Genomic DNA, 16,452 nt, shown 5'->3' on the forward strand with positions numbered 1-16,452 from the left:
CGTCCCGAAGCACTTTTCCGCTTGGACAACTGCACCCCAAACCCACGGCTGTGGGTTTGCTTTGGCGCGCGCGCACCGCGAAAGGAACGATATTGAAGAACGTCCGTAAGACGCTCATCCTCGCTGCGATCACAGGCACGCTGGTGACGGTGCCGTCCGCACACGCCGAGCCGATGGGCTTTGACCCGAACGTTCCCCCGGCCGGACAGGGCCCCGACGCGCCCCCGCCTCCGGCTCCCGACGCCGCGGCCCCTGTGGGCTTCAACCCGAACGTTCCGCCGCCGCCTGCGGTGCCGGAGGCCTTGGCGCCCGTTGACGCGCCGGCCGGCTTCGACCCGAACGTTCCGCCGCCGCCTGCGGCACCTGAGGTTCCGCCGCCGCCCGCCCCCGCGGGCTTCGACGGCAACCCGCCGATGCCTCCGGTACCGGACGCACCGCCGCCGCCGGCTCCGGACGCTCCGCCGCCTCCGGCTCCGGACGCGCCCCCGGCCCACAAGGCCTACAGCGTGAACTGGGACGCGATCGCGCAGTGCGAGTCGGGTGGTAACTGGGGCATCAGCACCGGTAACGGCTTCTCCGGTGGGCTGCAGTTCACGTCGAGCACGTGGCACGCCAACGGTGGGTCGGGCTCCCCGTCCAGCGCCAGTCGTGAGGAGCAGATCCGGGTGGCCGAGAACGTTCTGCACTCGCAGGGCATCGGCGCCTGGCCGGTCTGCGGCCGCCGCGGCTGACCAACCGCCGAAAACTGACGGCCTCGCCGTCGCACGTATAAGTAATGCCGGGCCTCGGGCCCGGCATTACTTATCTGCGGGTCGGGGTAGCGTCGGGCCCGTGACCGCAACGCCGCGCGAATTCGACATCGTGTTGTACGGCGCGACGGGCTTTGTGGGGAAGCTGACCGCCGAGTATCTGGCCCGCACCGGCGGTGAGGCCCGGATCGCGCTGGCCGGCAGGTCACCGGACCGGCTGCGCGCCGTCCGGGACACCCTCGGCGCATCCGCGCGGGACTGGCCGATCCTGAGCGCCGACGCCACGTCGCCGTCGTCGCTGGAGGAGATGGCCGCCCGCACACGAGTCGTCGTCACGACCGTCGGGCCCTACACCCGCTACGGGCTGCCGTTGGTGGCCGCGTGCGCCGCGGCCGGCACCGATTACGCCGACCTGACCGGCGAGCCGCCGTTCATGCGACAGAGCATCGACCTGTACCACAAGCAGGCCGCCGACACCGGCGCCCGCATCGTGCACGCCTGCGGCTTCGATTCCATCCCGTCAGATCTGACCGTTTATGCGCTGCATCTCGCGGCCCAGGCCGACGGCACCGGCGAGCTCGGCGACACCCATTTCGTCGTGCGCTCCCTGCGGGGCGGGTTCTCCGGCGGCACCTACGCTTCGCTGCTGGAAGTCCTGCACACCGCCTCGAGCGACCCCGACGCGCGCCGCCAGCTCGCCGACCCCTACACGTTGAGCACCGACCGCGGCGCGGAGCCCGAACTCGGCCGGCAGCCCGACCTGCCGTCGCGCCGTGGCCGAGACCTCGCGCCGGAACTATCCGGCGTGTGGACCGCGGGATTCTTGATGGCGCCCACGAACACCCGGATCGTGCGGCGCAGCAACGCATTGCTGGACTGGGCCTACGGCAGGCGTTTCCGCTACGACGAGAACATGAGCCTCGGGTCGTCAGCCATCGCGCCGGTGGCATCGGCCGTCTTCGGCGGCGTCGGCAACGCCATGTTCGCGGTGGGCAGCCGCTACTTCCGGCTGCTGCCGCGGCGCCTGGTGGAGCGGGTCCTGCCCGAGCCGGGCACCGGCCCCAGCGCGGAGGCCCGGGAGCGCGGCTACTACAAAGTTGAGACGTACACCACAACGACCGGCGGCGCTCGCTATGTGGCCAGAATGGAGCAGCGCGGGGACCCCGGCTACAAGGCGACCTCGGTATTGCTGGGAGAGAGCGCACTTGCGCTCGCGTTCGATCGCGACAAGCTCTCCGACCTGCGGGGCGTGTTGACCCCGGCGGCCGCGATGGGTGATGCCCTGCTGGCGCGGTTTCCGGCCGCCGGTGTGTCGTTGCGCGTCGACCGGCTGGCCGGGTGACCCGCGCCAATCCCTAGAATTGACCGGTGACCGCCAGTCCTAGTTCCGCTGCCGACCTGCCCAAGTCGTGGGAGCCGGGCGCGATGGAGAGCGCGATCTACCAGAAGTGGCTGGACGCCGGTTACTTCGCGGCGGACTCGGCCAGCACCAAACCCGGGTACTCGATCGTGCTGCCGCCGCCGAACGTGACCGGCAGCCTGCACATGGGTCACGCGCTGGAGCACACCATGATGGACGCCCTGACGCGCCGCAAGCGCATGCAGGGCTATGAGGTGCTGTGGCAGCCGGGTATGGATCACGCGGGTATCGCGACCCAGAGCGTGGTGGAAAAACAGCTCGCGGTGGACGGCAAGACCAAGGAGGACTTCGGTCGAGAGCTGTTCATCGACAAGGTCTGGGATTGGAAGCGCGAGTCGGGCGGCGCCATCGGTGGCCAGATGCGCCGTATCGGTGACGGTGTGGACTGGAGTCGCGACCGGTTCACCATGGACGAGGGCCTGTCCCGCGCGGTGCGGACCATCTTCAAGCGGCTCTACGACGCCGGACTGATCTATCGGGCCGAGCGCTTGGTCAACTGGTCGCCGGTCCTGCAGACGGCGATCTCCGACATCGAGGTCGTCTATGACGAGGTCGAGGGCGAGCTGGTGTCGTTCCGCTACGGGTCGCTCGACGACGACGAGCCACACATCGTCGTCGCCACCACCCGCGTCGAGACGATGCTCGGCGACACCGCGATCGCCGTCCACCCCGACGACAAGCGCTACCGGCATCTGGTTGGCACCACATTGCCGCATCCGTTCATCGACCGGCAACTCATCGTCGTCGCCGACGACCACGTCGATCCCGAATTCGGCACGGGTGCGGTCAAAGTCACGCCCGCGCATGATCCCAACGACTTCGAAATCGGACTGCGTCACGAGCTGCCGATGCCAAACATCTTGGACACCAAGGCCTTTATCGTCGACACCGGAACCGAGTTCGACGGCATGGACCGCTTCGACGCGCGGGTCGCGGTGCGGGGGGCGCTCGCCGCGCAGGGCCGCATCGTCGAGGAGAAGCGGCCGTACCTGCACAGCGTCGGGCATTCGGAGCGTAGCGGCGAAATCATCGAACCGCGTCTGTCGCTGCAGTGGTGGGTCAGGGTCGAATCGCTGGCCAAGGCCGCCGGTGACGCGGTGCGCAACGGGGACACCGTGATTCACCCCGCCAGCATGGAACCGCGCTGGTTCGGCTGGGTCGACGACATGCACGACTGGTGTATCTCGCGACAGCTGTGGTGGGGCCACCGCATCCCGATCTGGTACGGGCCCAACGGCGAACAGGTGTGTGTCGGCCCGGACGACACACCCCCGGATGGCTGGGCGCAGGACCCCGACGTGCTGGACACCTGGTTTTCGTCCGCGCTGTGGCCGTTTTCGACACTGGGTTGGCCGGAAAAGACTGCCGAACTGGAAAAGTTCTATCCGACCAGCGTTCTGGTGACGGGCTACGACATCCTGTTCTTCTGGGTGGCGCGGATGATGATGTTCGGCACCTTCGTCGGCGGTGACGACGCGATCACCGTGGACGGCAGCCGCGGCCCGCAGGTGCCGTTCACCGATGTGTTCCTGCACGGGCTGATCCGCGACGAGTTCGGCCGCAAGATGAGCAAGTCGCGGGGCAACGTCGTCGACCCCCTCGATTGGGTGGAAAAGTTCGGGGCCGACGCGCTGCGGTTTACCCTCGCGCGCGGTTCCAGCCCCGGCAGTGACCTGGCCGTCGGCGAGGATCACGTCCGGGCGTCGCGCAGTTTCGTCACCAAGCTCTTCAACGCCACGCGGTTCGCGCTGCTCAACGGCGCGAGCCCGGCGCCGTTGCCCGATCTTGCCGACCTGACCGATGCCGACCGCTGGATCCTGGGAAGGCTGGAAGAGGTTCGCGCCGAAGTCGATTCGGCGTTCGACGGCTACGAGTTCAGCCGGGCCTGCGAGTCGCTCTACCACTTCACCTGGGACGAATTCTGCGACTGGTATGTCGAATTGGCCAAGACGCAGCTATCCGAAGGGCTCGCCCACACCACCGCCGTGCTGGCGGCGGTACTCGACACGCTGCTGCGGTTGCTGCACCCGGTCATCCCATTCGTCACCGAGGCGCTGTGGCAGGCCCTGACCGACCAGGAGTCGCTGGTCATCGCCGAATGGCCGAAGCCCTCGGGTATCGCGCTGGATCCGGTTGCCGCGCAACGGATTAGCGACATGCAGAAGCTCGTCACCGAGATCCGCCGGTTCCGCAGCGATCAGGGCCTGGCCGATCGGCAGAAGGTGTCGGCGCGCTTGAGTGGTGGGGGAGAGCTGAGCGCGCAGGTGATGGCCCTGACCTCGCTGACCGCGCCGGGCCCCGACTTCACCCCGTCGGCGTCGCTGGAGGTCCGCCAAGGATCCGGCACAGACATGCTCGAACTCGACACGTCGGGCACCATCGACGTGGCGGCCGAGCGCCGTCGTCTCGAAAAGGATTTGGCCGCAGCGCAAAAGGAGCTGGCATCCACCGCCGCGAAATTGGGCAACGACGACTTTCTGGCCAAGGCCCCCGAACAGGTCGTCGGCAAGATCCGCGACCGTCAGCGGGTAGCCCAAGAGGAAACCGAACGGATCACCGCCAGGCTGGCCGGGCTGCAATGACCGAGCCGCCGGGACCAGGGCGCTTCGAAACCGACGCCATGGCGCCCACACCGGACGAGATCGCGTCCCTCCTTCAGGTCGAGCACCTGCTGGATCAGCGCTGGCCCGAGACCAAGATCGAGCCGAGCCTGACCCGGATCACCGCGTTGATGGATCTGCTGGGCTCGCCCCAGCGCGGCTACCCGTCGATCCACGTCGCGGGCACCAACGGCAAAACCTCGGTGGTGCGGATGATCGATGCGCTGCTCACCGCGTTGCACCGGCGGACCGGTCGAACCACCAGCCCGCACCTGCAGTCGGCGGTCGAACGCATCGCGATCGACGGCGAACCCATCAGTCCCGCGCGGTATGTGGCGACGTATCGGGAGATCGAACCGTTCGTGCAGATGATCGACGAGCAATCGCAGGCCGCCGGCGGGCCGGCGATGAGCAAGTTCGAAGTGCTGACCGGCATGGCATTCGCGGCGTTCGCCGACGCACCCGTCGAGGTCGCGGTGGTCGAGGTAGGCATGGGCGGACGCTGGGACGCCACCAACGTGATCGACGCGCCCGTGGCCGTCATCACCCCGATCGACATCGACCACGTCGACTATCTGGGCGACGACATCCGCGGAATCGCCGGCGAAAAGGCGGGCGTCATCACCAAAGCACCGGACGGCTCACCCGACACCGTCGCCGTCATCGCGCGCCAGCCGCCCGAGGCGATGGAAGTGCTGTTGGCCCAATCCGTACGCGCCGATGCCGCGGTCGCTAGGGAGGATTCCGAGTTCGCGGTGTTGGATCGCCAGGTGGCGATCGGTGGGCAGGTGTTGCGGCTGCAGGGCCTTGGCGGGGTGTACTCCGACATCTTCCTGCCGCTGCACGGCGAACATCAGGCGCACAATGCGGCCGTCGCACTGGCGGCGGTCGAGGCGTTCTTCGGCGCGGGCGCGCAGCGTCAGCTCGACATCGACGCCGTCCGGGCCGGTTTCGCCGCGGTCAGCAGTCCCGGCCGGCTGGAACGCATGCGCAGCGCGCCGACGGTGTTCATCGACTCCGCGCACAACCCGGCCGGGGCCGCCGCGCTGGCGCAGGCGCTCGCCGACGAGTTCGAATTCCGTTTCGTCGTCGGCGTGCTCAGCGTGCTGACAGGCAAGGATGTGGACGGCATCCTGGCCGCGCTGGAGCCGGTGTTCGACTCCGTCGTGGTGACCCACAACGGGTCGCCGCGGGCGCTGGATGTCGAATCGCTGGCGGTGGCGGCGCGGGCGCGGTTCGGGCCGGAGCGCGTGACGACGGCCGAGGACCTGCGTGACGCCATCGACGTCGCGACCGCCCTCGTCGACGACGCGGCCGCGCACGGGGACGCCGAGGGAGGCGCGTTCTCCGGCACTGGGATCGTCATCACCGGATCGGTCGTCACGGCCGGGGCCGCCCGCACCTTGTTCGGTCGTGATCCGCAATGACCGCCCCAAGCCAGCAGGGACCCGTGCCACCCGCGGATCCGTGGAAGAGTTTCGGTGCGGTGATGGCCGCGACGCTGCTTCTGGAAGCGATCGTGGTGCTGCTGGCGATCCCGGTGGTCGGCGCCGTCGGCGGCGGCCTAAATCCGGTATCGCTGGGCTACCTGATCGGGCTGGCCGCGCTGTTGGTCCTGCTCACCGGGCTGCAGCGCAGGCCGTGGGCGATTTGGGTGAACGTGGGCGTGCAAGCGGTGCTGGTCGCCGGGTTTCTGATCTACCCCGGCGTGGGCTTCATCGGTTTGCTGTTCGCCGGTGTGTGGCTGCTGATCGCCTACCTGCGCGCCGAGGTCAGGCGGCGGCAGCAATATGGACAGGCGCAGGGCCAGCCGCCACCCGACTGATCGCCGCCGCATTCTGTACGCTGTCCGCCGTGACGGAACGGACCCTCGTACTGATCAAGCCGGATGGCGTCGAGCGGCGGCTTGTCGGCGAGATCATCGGCCGCATCGAGCGCAAAGGGCTCGCGATTGCCGCGCTGGAACTTCGCCACATCGACGCGGAGCTGGCGAGTCAGCATTACGCCGAGCACGAGGGCAAACCCTTCTTCGAGTCGTTGCTGCAGTTCATCACCTCGGGTCCGGTGGTGGCAGCAATCGTGGAGGGTCCGCGAGCGATCGCGGCGGTCCGCCAACTCGCCGGAGGGACCGACCCGGTCGACCAGGCCACCCCCGGCACCATCCGCGGCGATTTCGGGCTGGAAACGCAGTTCAATCTGGTGCACGGCTCCGACTCGGCCGATTCGGCCAAGCGCGAGATCGCGCTGTGGTTTCCCGGCGTTTAGCCAGGCGACGATAGCGAGCCACGCGCGAACCGGGGCGGGTTTGCGGAGCGCCGAAGTCGGGTGGGGCTGGAGCCTGGCCGTGATGTGGGATACTTATAGTTGGGTGAACGTCGCCGGACCGGCGTCGGACACCCGAATGAAGACTTAGACAAGCGCGACCATCGCGAACCCGTGGTGTTGCGCGGCATGTCAGGCCGACATTCAGCACGGCGCCGAGTGAGTTCTACCTGAGCCGCCCGGGGCGAGACCATCACAAGTCCGGGGGAAGTGGACCCGGGCCCATAGCGAAGCCCTCGCGTGGCCGCGTCGAAAGGACGCGCCCGGGGGCTTGAGGAGACTACGTGGTAAACGGTGCACCACCTTCAGACCCATCACACGAGCCGATCCAGCACGAGGAATTGCCGGAAAGCTTAAAAGTCCATTCGCTGGCACGAACGCTGGGAACCACCAGCAAGCAGGTGCTGGACGCGCTCAACGCGCTGGATGGACGGGTCCGCAGCGCACACTCGACCGTGGACCGCGACGACGCGATCCGGGTCCGCGATCTGCTGGCCGCCCAACCGGAGGCCACGGCGGCCGTCGCGGCCGGCGAACCCGCGGAGGAGCCCGAATCCCGGCTGATGCTGCAGAGCCCAGATCCCGTGGAACGGCCGCACTACATGCCGCTGTTCGTCGCGCCGCAACCGATCGAGCGGGGTGACGACGACCGCAGCGCCGACGACGCTGCCGACTCCGACGACTCCGACTCCGACGATGACGACGAGGACGATCAGGCCGATCGGCCCGCCAACCGGCGGCGCCGCCGCGGCCGCCGGGGCCGCGGGCGCGGCCGCGGCGAACAGGGTGGGTCCGATAACCACTCCGACAGGGACTCTTCCGACTCCGACTCGGACGACGACGACCAGGACTCCGACGATTCCGACGACGACAACGTCGGCGACGACGAGAACGGCTCGTCCGAGGCGGGCAACCGGCGCCGGCGGCGGCGACGGCGCCGCAAGTCGGGTTCGGGCGACGACAACGAAGACGGGCCGTCACCCGACGATCCGCCCAACACCGTCGTGCACGAGCGGGCCCCGCGTTCCGGCAAGGGCGACGACAATGACTCGAACGGCTCGGCCGGCGCCGAGATCAAGGGCATCAACGGCTCGACCCGACTCGAGGCCAAGCGGCAACGGCGCCGCGACGGCCGCGATGCCGGGCGCCGTCGCCCGCCGGTGCTGACCGAGGCGGAATTCCTGGCGCGACGCGAGGCCGTCGAACGGATGATGGTGGTGCGCGATAGGGTCCGCACCGAACCGCCGCACCCGGGCGCGCGCTACACGCAGATCGCGGTGCTCGAAGACGGCATCGTCGTCGAGCACTTCGTCACATCGGCCGCCTCGGCGTCCCTGGTGGGCAACATCTACCTGGGGATCGTGCAGAACGTGCTGCCGTCGATGGAGGCGGCCTTCGTCGACATCGGCCGCGGCCGCAACGGCGTGCTCTACGCCGGGGAGGTCAATTGGGAAGCCGCGGGCCTGGGTGGCGCCGACCGCAAGATCGAGCAGGCGCTCAAGCCCGGCGACTATGTCGTCGTCCAGGTCAGCAAGGACCCCGTCGGACACAAGGGTGCCCGGCTGACCACTCAGGTGTCGCTGGCGGGCCGCTACCTGGTTTACGTGCCGGGTGCGTCGTCGACCGGGATCAGCCGCAAGCTGCCCGACACCGAACGCCAGCGGCTGAAGGAGATCTTGCGGGAGGTGGTGCCGTCGAACGCCGGCGTGATCATCCGCACCGCGTCGGAGGGCGTCAAGGAAGAGGACATCCGCAAGGACGTCACCCGCCTGCAGGAGCGCTGGGAGCAGATCGAGGCCAAGGCGACCGAGATCAAGGGGAAGGCAGCCGGCGCCGCGGTGGCGCTCTACGAAGAGCCCGATGTCTTGGTGAAGGTCATCCGCGACCTGTTCAACGAAGACTTCGCCGGGCTCATCGTCTCCGGCGACGAGGCGTGGAACACAATCAACGAGTACGTGAATTCCGTTGCCCCGGAACTTGTTTCGAAGCTGACCAAGTATGAGCCCGCCACCGGGCCGGACGATTCGGCCGGGCCGGATGTGTTCGCGGTGCACCGCATCGACGAGCAACTGGCCAAGGCGCTGGACCGCAAGGTGTGGCTGCCGTCGGGCGGCACGCTGGTCATCGACCGGACCGAGGCGATGACGGTGATCGACGTCAACACCGGGAAGTTCACCGGGTCGGGGGGCAACCTCGAGCAGACGGTCACCAAGAACAACCTCGAGGCGGCCGAGGAGATCGTTCGCCAGCTGCGACTGCGTGACATCGGCGGCATCGTGGTCATCGACTTCATCGACATGGTGCTGGAGTCCAACCGCGATCTGGTGCTGCGCCGGCTCACCGAGTCGCTGGCCCGCGACCGCACCCGCCACCAGGTCTCCGAGGTGACCTCGCTGGGCCTGGTTCAGCTGACCCGCAAGCGTTTGGGAACCGGGCTGATCGAGGCGTTCACCACACCCTGTCCGAACTGCGCCGGGCGCGGGCTCCTGCTGCACGGCGACCCGGTCGATTCGGCCCCGGCGTCCGGGCGCAAGTCCGAGTCCGGCGGCCGGCGGGGCAAGCGGTCGAAGAAGAGTCGATCCGATGAGCCCGCGGTGGCCAAGGTGCCGGCGCACGCTCCCGGCGAGCACCCGATGTTCAAGGCGATGGCGGCCGGCCGTGGCGACGGCGAAACCGGCGAATCCGACGAGGACACCGACACCACCACCGATATCGACGAGCGGACCGAGGAAAGGGTTCCCGCCGATCTCGAGGACACCGACCGGACCGAGTTCGAGGACTCCGACGAAGACGTCGAGGAGTCTGACGAGGACGTCGACGATTCCGACGAGGCCGACGAGGACTCCGACGACGAAGACGATGAGGACGAGCTCGACGACGAGGACCTCGATGACGAGGACCTTGATGACGATGACGAGGATCTCGACCTCGACGACGACGACCTGGATGTCGAGGATTCCGACGACGACTCCGAGGCCGAGACGGGCCGCGGGGAATCCGGGGTGGTCGCGGGACGCCCGCGGCGGCGCCGCGCGGCGGGTAGGCCGGCCGGCCCGCCGATCCACGTGGACTGACGCCGGTCAGGCGAGCCGGTTTGACCCTGTAGCCGCTGGTCACGTACCCTTGGACAGTTGTCGTCAGGCCTGCCGGGCCGACGACAGCGGGAGAGATAAGGCCCGCGCCCCAGACTCCCGTGACCCAGACCCACCACGCGCACGCAACCGGTGACGCGTGCCCACGAGTAAACAGAGGTGCACCCACGATGGCGACCTACGCAATCGTCAAGACCGGCGGTAAGCAGTACAAGGTCGCCGTCGGAGACGTGGTCAAGGTCGAGAAGCTCGACTCGGAGCCGGGCGCCAAGGTGTCGCTGCCGGTCGCGCTCGTCGTCGACGGCGCCAAGGTCACCTCGGACGCCGCCGCGCTGGCCAAGGTCGCGGTGACCGGTGAGGTGCTCGAGCACACCAAGGGCCCCAAGATCCGCATCCACAAGTTCAAGAACAAGACCGGCTACCACAAGCGTCAGGGACATCGTCAGCAGCTGACGGTCCTGAAGGTCACCGGGATCAAGTAGCGGAGGCGACAGATATGGCACACAAGAAGGGCGCATCGAGCTCGCGCAATGGTCGCGATTCGGCGGCACAGCGGCTGGGCGTTAAGCGGTTCGGTGGCCAGGTCGTCAAGGCCGGCGAGATCATCGTCCGCCAGCGCGGCACCAAGTTTCACCCCGGCGCCAACGTGGGCCGCGGCGGTGACGACACGTTGTTCGCAACGGCGGCCGGTGCGGTCGTGTTCGGCGTCAAGCGCGGCCGCAAGACCGTCAACATCGTCGCGGCCGGGCAGACCACCGACTGAGGTCGCCGCGCCCGTGCATGCGGGTAGCTGAGAGGACCCCCGATGCCTCGGTTTGTCGATCGAGTCGTCATCCACGCGCGGGCGGGTTCCGGCGGTAACGGCTGCGCGTCGGTCCACCGCGAGAAATTCAAGCCGCTGGGCGGACCCGACGGCGGCAACGGCGGCCGCGGCGGCAGCATCATCCTGATCGTCGACCCGCAGGTGCACACCCTGCTGGACTTTCATTTCCATTCGCACGTCACCGCGCCGTCGGGCAAGCAGGGGATGGGCAACAATCGCGACGGTGCCGCCGGCGCGGACCTGGAAGTCAAGGTGCCAGACGGCACCGTCGTGCTGGATGAAAACGGGCGGCTGCTCGCCGACCTGGTGGGGGCGGGCACCCGCTTCGAGGCCGCCGCCGGTGGCCGCGGCGGCCTGGGCAACGCCGCGCTGGCGTCGCGCGCCCGCAAAGCCCCCGGCTTCGCGCTGCTCGGCGAGCCGGGCCAGGCCCGCGACCTCACCCTCGAACTCAAAACCGTCGCGGACGTCGGCCTGGTCGGATTCCCGTCCGCCGGAAAGTCGTCGCTGGTGTCGGTTATCTCGGCGGCCAAGCCCAAGGTGGCCGACTACCCGTTCACCACGCTGGTTCCCAATCTGGGCGTGGTTTCCGCCGGCGAGCACGCATTCACGGTGGCCGACGTGCCCGGCCTGATACCGGGCGCGTCGCAGGGACGCGGCCTGGGCCTGGATTTCCTCCGGCACATCGAGCGCTGTGCGGTGCTCGTTCACGTCGTCGACTGTGCGACCGCGGAACCCGGTCGCGACCCGATCTCCGACATCGACGCGCTCGAGGCCGAACTCGCGGCGTATACCCCCACGCTGCAGGGGGATCCGGCGCTGGTCGACCTGGCCGAGCGGCCGCGAGCGGTGGTACTCAACAAGGTTGACGTGCCGGAGGCGCGTGAGCTTGCGGAGTTCGTCCGCGACGAGATCGCCGAGCGTGGCTGGCCGGTTTTCCTGGTATCAACAGCAACCCGGGAAGGGTTGCAGCCGTTGATCTTTGGGCTCTGGACGATGATTTCGGAGTACAACGCATCGCGACCGGCGCCGATTGCGCGGCGCCCGGTGATCCGCCCGGTGCCGGTGGACGACAGCGGCTTCACCGTCGAGCCCGACGGGCAGGGCGGTTTCGTCGTCACCGGCGCCCGCCCCGAGCGCTGGGTGGGCCAAACGAATTTCGACAACGACGAGGCCGTCGGCTATCTCGCCGACCGGCTGGCACGCCTCGGTGTGGAGGAGGAGCTGCTGCGGCTCGGCGCGCAACCGGGATGCGCGGTGACCATCGGCGACATGACGTTCGACTGGGAGCCGCAAACCCCGGCCGGCCATCAGGTCGCGCTCTCGGGCCGCGGCACCGATGCGCGGTTGGAACGCACCGAGCGGGTCGGCGCCGCGGAGCGCAAGGCCGCCCGGCGTCAGCGGCGCGAGCACGGTCCCGAAACGGGTGGGGCCTCGTGAGCGCGCAGCGAGAAGCTGTCCGGACCGCGCGCAGTCTGGTCGTCAAGGTGGGGACGAACGCGCTGACCACTCCGTCGGGGGCGTTCGACGCCGGCCGGTTGGCCGGACTGGCCGACGCGATCGAGGCGCGCATGAAGGCGGGTACCGACGTCGTCATCGTGTCCTCCGGCGCCATCGCCGCCGGCGTCGATCCGCTCGGATTAGCCCGTCGTCCAAAGGATTTGGCGACCAAGCAGGCGGCCGCCAGCGTCGGGCAGGTCGCGCTGGTGAACGCGTGGAGCGCGGCGTTCGCGCGCTATGGCCGCACAGTCGGGCAGGTGCTGCTGACCGCACACGACATTTCGGTGCGGGCCTCACACACCAACGCGCAGCGCACCCTGGATCGGCTGCGCGCGCTGCATGCGGTGGCGATCGTCAACGAAAACGACACGGTCGCCACCAACGAGATCCGGTTCGGCGACAACGATCGGCTCTCGGCGCTGGTGGCCCACCTCGTCGGCGCCGAGGCGCTGGTGCTGCTCTCCGACATCGACGGCCTCTACGACGCCGATCCCCGGAAGGTGCCGGCGGCGCGCTTCATTCCCGAGGTAGCGGGGTCGGCGGACCTGGACGGTGTGGTCGCCGGTCCGGGCAGCCACCTGGGCACCGGGGGGATGGCGTCGAAAGTGTCGTCGGCGCTGCTGGCCGCCGACGCCGGGGTCCCGGTGCTGCTGGCCGCCGCGACCGACGCCGCGACGGCGCTCACCGACGCCTCGACGGGAACCGTGTTCGCCGCGCGGCCCGCCCGGATGTCGGCACGCCGATTCTGGGTGCGCTATGCCGCGGAGTCGACCGGCACGCTGAGCCTCGACGAGGGAGCGGTGCGCGCGGTGGTGCACCAACGCCGTTCGCTGCTGGCCGCGGGTATCACCGCGGTGTCGGGCCGGTTCTACGCCGGAGATGTCGTCGAGTTGCGCGGACCGGATGCGACCATGGTGGCCCGCGGTGTGATCGCCTACGACGCGGCCGAGCTCGCCACCATGATGGGGCGGTCTACGTCCGACCTACCCGGCGAGCTTCGCCGCCCCGCGGTGCACGCCGACGATTTGGTTACCGTCTAACTCGGCGAAATCGGTTTGAGATAGAGTGCGCCCCAAATGATTTCGGTCAGGGTCGCGGCAAGCTCCGCGTCGTAGGAGGCCGGGGCGTTCGGAAGATTCTGCTGGCACGCCCGCTCGACCATCCACGTCAGTGCGCTCGCCGCGGTGGCGGCGGACAGCTCACGCCGAATGGAACCGTCGGCCTGGCCGTCCTCGATGACACGGGCCAACCGCCCGGTAATCGCGGTCAGCAGATTGCGATAGGTCGCGCCGACCAAGGGATCGTAGGCGGCCATCTCGTTCAGTGCGACGAGCACCGGTTGATGACGGCGATAGCTTTCAATGATGGCGGCCATCCCCGCCCGCACGTCGTCGGGATCGTGCCGCCCCGCCACGCTCCACCAGCGTTCGGCGCCCTCGGCGAGGTCGGCGAATACCTGCCCGGCGAGCCGGCGCAGCAGGTGGCCCTTGTCCTCGAAGTAGATGTAGAAGCTCGCCCGCGACATGCTCGCCGCGGTCGCCAGTCGGTCCACGCTGAGCTCGGTGAAGCTGGCGCCGTCGCGCATCAGCCGCTCAGTGGCGTCGAGCAGCCGGCGCTCGATCTGCTCGCGCCGCTGCTGGCGCGTGTGCTCGCGCCTGGCCTGCGGCTTTCGGGTGACCGACGGCATTCACCGAGCATAGCCGACAGTTTGACATATTGACTAGACAAAGTGTCTAGGCATATCGTCGGTCAACGGTTCTCGGTTCGTTGGAGGATTCCATGACGGCTACGCCTGCCATTGCCCGCGCCTACGACCCCATCGATCTGTCCTCGCGCGCGTTTTGGTCGACCACCGCGGCGGACCGGGAACGCGCGTTCGCCGTGCTGCGCGCCGAGCGTCCGGTGAGTTGGCATCCGCCGGTCGAAGACGCCCTGATGCCCGATCCCGACGACCCCGGCTATTGGGCCGTCACCCGGCGTGCCGACATCGTCACGGTCAGCCGCAACAACGACGTGTTCTTGTCGGGCAAGGGCGTGATGTTCGAGAACATCCCGGTGGAGCTGCTCGAAGCGTCGCAGTCCTTCCTGGCGATGGACCCGCCGCGGCACACCAAGCTGCGCAAGCTCGCCCACGCCGCGTTCACCCCGAGGCAGGTCCGCCGCATCGAAGATTCGATCAAGGCGAACGCCAAGACCATCGTCGAAGAACTCCGGGCCGCCGGCAGCGGCGCCGATTTCGTCGATCTGTGTGCCAAGGAACTGCCCATCCGCACGCTGTCGGACATGGTGGGTATTCCGGAATCCGAGCGTCAGCAGGTGGCGCACGCCGTGGATGCCATGGTGTCGTGGGCCGACCCCGCCTACCTCGACGGTCGTCACCCGATGGAAGTCTTGTTCGAGAACCAGATGTATCTGCACCAGGTCGCCGCGATGCTGGTCGCCGAGCGTCGCGCGCGTCCCGGCGACGATCTGTTCAGCAGCATGGTCAATGCCGAGGTGGATGGCGACCGCTTGACCGACGCGGAGGTGGCGGCGTTCTTCGTGCTGCTTTCGGTGGCGGGCAACGACACCACCCGGCAGACCATCAATCATGCGATGAAGGCGCTCAGCGACTTCGGAGACCAAAGGGCCTGGCTGCTGGAGGATTTCGACAACCGGATCGGGACCGCGATCGAGGAATTCATCCGTTGGGCCACGCCGGTCATGACCTTCCGTCGCACGGCCGCTACGGATTTCGAGCTGGGCGGTCAGACCATCCTGGCCGGGGAGAAGGTGGTCATGTTCTATTCGTCCGGCAACTGGGACGAAGAGGCGTTCGACCATCCGGAGCGCTTCGACCTGAGCCGAAATCCCAACCCGCACTTAGGCTTGGGCGGTGGCGGAGTGCACTTCTGCCTGGGCGCCCACGTGGCCCGTGCGCAACTGCGCGCCATCTTCGGCGAGCTGCTCCGCCAGCTGCCCGATATCCAGGCCGGCGATCCGAGCTACGTGGCAGGCAATTTCGTCCACGCCGTGCACAGCATGCCCTGCACCTTCTAGCGGAGTGCCAAGGGCGACAGCTCGTCCGCCAGCAGGGTCAGTAGTTCCGAGCAGCCACCGTCGACCTTGACGTTGGCCAGGTCATCGCCGCGGGTGGGGCCGCGGTTGACGATCGCGACCGGTATGCCCAGTGCGGCGGCGTGCCGCACGAACCGGTAGCCGGAGAACACCGTCAGCGACGATCCCACGACCAGTAGCGCCTCGGCTTGATCGACCACTGAGTAAGCCTGGGCCACAGTATCTTTGGGCACGCTCTCGCCGAAGTAGACGATGTCGGGCTTGAGCATGCCGGCGCAGCGCGGGCAGTCGAGATAGCGGAACGACGCGGTATCGGCGACGACGGCGTCGGCGTCGGGCGCCACCGCCAACCCGCCGATGGCTTCGGCGCGCTCGATGAATCCCGGGTTGAGCGCCTCGAGTCGTTCGGCCAGTGCGGCACGGCTCATGGTGTAGCCGCAGCTCAGGCAGATCACCTGGGCGTAGGTGCCGTGCAAGTTGACCACGTTCGCGCTGCCGGCCTTGGTGTGCAGCAGGTCGACATTCTGGGTGATGATTCCGGTCACTACGCCGGCGCGCTCCAGTGCGGCCAACGCGCGGTGCCCGGCGTTCGGCTGCGTTGCGTCCATGTGCCGCCAGCCGACATGATTGCGCGCCCAGTATCGCTGCCGGAACACCGGATCCGACGTGAACTGGCCGATGGTCATCGGATTGCTCGGCGGCGAATCGGGACCGCGGTAGTCCGGAATGCCCGAGTCGGTGGAAATCCCCGCGCCCGTGAGCACCGCGACCCGGCATCCCGCCAACAGCGCGACCAACTGCGGAGCGTCCACGGCTCAAGGCTAGCCACCGCTGCGATCCGTGCGCGAGCGTGCGTGTCTGTGCACCAACACGCCGCCAACGCCGGCATTCT

At 68.4% G+C, this 16,452-nt stretch carries 14 protein-coding genes; 12 read left to right on the forward strand and 2 right to left on the reverse strand.

The window, feature by feature from the left end; genetic code table 11:
* Positions 1–92: 92 nt before the first annotated feature.
* From ACQI5H_RS21535 to proB, 11 genes are all read left to right on the forward strand, one after another.
* Positions 93–731: a transglycosylase family protein gene (locus ACQI5H_RS21535; protein ID WP_427081319.1), complete on the forward strand. Its 639-nt coding sequence runs from the start codon at positions 93–95 to the stop codon at positions 729–731.
* Positions 732–831: 100 nt separating this feature from the next.
* Positions 832–2,091, forward strand: coding sequence for a saccharopine dehydrogenase family protein (locus ACQI5H_RS21540; protein WP_427081320.1), 1,260 nt, complete (start codon positions 832–834; stop codon positions 2,089–2,091).
* Positions 2,092–2,117: 26 nt separating this feature from the next.
* Complete coding sequence (locus ACQI5H_RS21545; protein ID WP_427081321.1) at positions 2,118–4,751, forward strand: valine--tRNA ligase; 2,634 nt, start codon at positions 2,118–2,120, stop codon at positions 4,749–4,751.
* Complete coding sequence (gene folC / locus ACQI5H_RS21550) at positions 4,748–6,196, forward strand: bifunctional tetrahydrofolate synthase/dihydrofolate synthase (protein ID WP_427081322.1); 1,449 nt, start codon at positions 4,748–4,750, stop codon at positions 6,194–6,196. The genes ACQI5H_RS21545 and folC overlap by 4 nt, the downstream gene beginning before the upstream one ends.
* A complete protein-coding gene (locus ACQI5H_RS21555; RefSeq protein WP_427081323.1) occupies positions 6,193–6,594 on the forward strand; it encodes a DUF4233 domain-containing protein in 402 nt (133 codons plus the stop codon). Before folC ends, ACQI5H_RS21555 begins: the two co-directional genes overlap by 4 nt.
* A gap of 29 nt (positions 6,595–6,623) precedes the next feature.
* Complete coding sequence (gene ndk / locus ACQI5H_RS21560) at positions 6,624–7,034, forward strand: nucleoside-diphosphate kinase (RefSeq protein WP_076057742.1); 411 nt, start codon at positions 6,624–6,626, stop codon at positions 7,032–7,034.
* 341 nt (positions 7,035–7,375) lie between these two features.
* Complete coding sequence (locus ACQI5H_RS21565; RefSeq protein WP_427081324.1) at positions 7,376–10,165, forward strand: Rne/Rng family ribonuclease; 2,790 nt, start codon at positions 7,376–7,378, stop codon at positions 10,163–10,165.
* A gap of 188 nt (positions 10,166–10,353) precedes the next feature.
* Positions 10,354–10,665, forward strand: coding sequence for a 50S ribosomal protein L21 (gene rplU / locus ACQI5H_RS21570; protein WP_076064380.1), 312 nt, complete (start codon positions 10,354–10,356; stop codon positions 10,663–10,665).
* A 14-nt stretch (positions 10,666–10,679) separates the two neighbouring features.
* The gene (gene rpmA, locus ACQI5H_RS21575; RefSeq protein WP_076128676.1) at positions 10,680–10,946 is read left to right on the forward strand and encodes a 50S ribosomal protein L27; all 267 of its coding nucleotides are present in this window, start codon (positions 10,680–10,682) and stop codon (positions 10,944–10,946) included.
* 42 nt (positions 10,947–10,988) lie between these two features.
* Entirely contained in the window at positions 10,989–12,443 is a 1,455-nt protein-coding gene (gene obgE / locus ACQI5H_RS21580; RefSeq protein ID WP_427081325.1) for a GTPase ObgE, read from the forward strand.
* Positions 12,440–13,543 (forward strand): glutamate 5-kinase, encoded by a 1,104-nt coding sequence (proB, locus tag ACQI5H_RS21585; RefSeq protein ID WP_427081326.1) that lies wholly within the window; start codon positions 12,440–12,442, stop codon positions 13,541–13,543. The genes obgE and proB overlap by 4 nt, the downstream gene beginning before the upstream one ends.
* Here the strand turns inward: proB and ACQI5H_RS21590 are convergent.
* Positions 13,540–14,190, reverse strand: a complete 651-nt coding sequence (locus tag ACQI5H_RS21590) for a TetR/AcrR family transcriptional regulator (protein WP_427081327.1) — start codon at positions 14,188–14,190, stop codon at positions 13,540–13,542. The two genes, proB and ACQI5H_RS21590, sit on opposite strands and share 4 nt — an antisense overlap.
* A gap of 92 nt (positions 14,191–14,282) precedes the next feature.
* Here ACQI5H_RS21590 and ACQI5H_RS21595 point away from each other — a divergent pair, with 92 nt between their 5' ends.
* A complete protein-coding gene (locus ACQI5H_RS21595; protein ID WP_427081328.1) occupies positions 14,283–15,542 on the forward strand; it encodes a cytochrome P450 in 1,260 nt (419 codons plus the stop codon).
* Here the strand turns inward: ACQI5H_RS21595 and ACQI5H_RS21600 are convergent.
* Positions 15,539–16,372, reverse strand: coding sequence for an SIR2 family NAD-dependent protein deacylase (locus ACQI5H_RS21600; RefSeq protein WP_427081329.1), 834 nt, complete (start codon positions 16,370–16,372; stop codon positions 15,539–15,541). The two genes, ACQI5H_RS21595 and ACQI5H_RS21600, sit on opposite strands and share 4 nt — an antisense overlap.
* Positions 16,373–16,452 lie beyond the last annotated feature (80 nt).

This window comes from Mycobacterium heidelbergense (genome assembly GCF_050205645.1).
GTDB classification, from domain to species: Bacteria; Actinomycetota; Actinomycetes; order Mycobacteriales; family Mycobacteriaceae; genus Mycobacterium; species Mycobacterium heidelbergense_A.

Excerpts from the sequence above, each read along its gene's own strand:
- folC (WP_427081322.1), top strand. The coding sequence starts at position 4,748 with ATGACCGAGCCGCCGGGACCAGGGCGCTTCGAAACCGACGCCATGGCG.
- ACQI5H_RS21555 (WP_427081323.1), top strand. The coding sequence starts at position 6,193 with ATGACCGCCCCAAGCCAGCAGGGACCCGTGCCACCCGCGGATCCGTGG.
- rplU (WP_076064380.1), top strand. The coding sequence starts at position 10,354 with ATGGCGACCTACGCAATCGTCAAGACCGGCGGTAAGCAGTACAAGGTC.
- rpmA (WP_076128676.1), top strand. The coding sequence starts at position 10,680 with ATGGCACACAAGAAGGGCGCATCGAGCTCGCGCAATGGTCGCGATTCG.
- obgE (WP_427081325.1), top strand. The coding sequence starts at position 10,989 with ATGCCTCGGTTTGTCGATCGAGTCGTCATCCACGCGCGGGCGGGTTCC.
- ACQI5H_RS21590 (WP_427081327.1), bottom strand. The coding sequence starts at position 14,190 with ATGCCGTCGGTCACCCGAAAGCCGCAGGCCAGGCGCGAGCACACGCGC.
- ACQI5H_RS21595 (WP_427081328.1), top strand. The coding sequence starts at position 14,283 with ATGACGGCTACGCCTGCCATTGCCCGCGCCTACGACCCCATCGATCTG.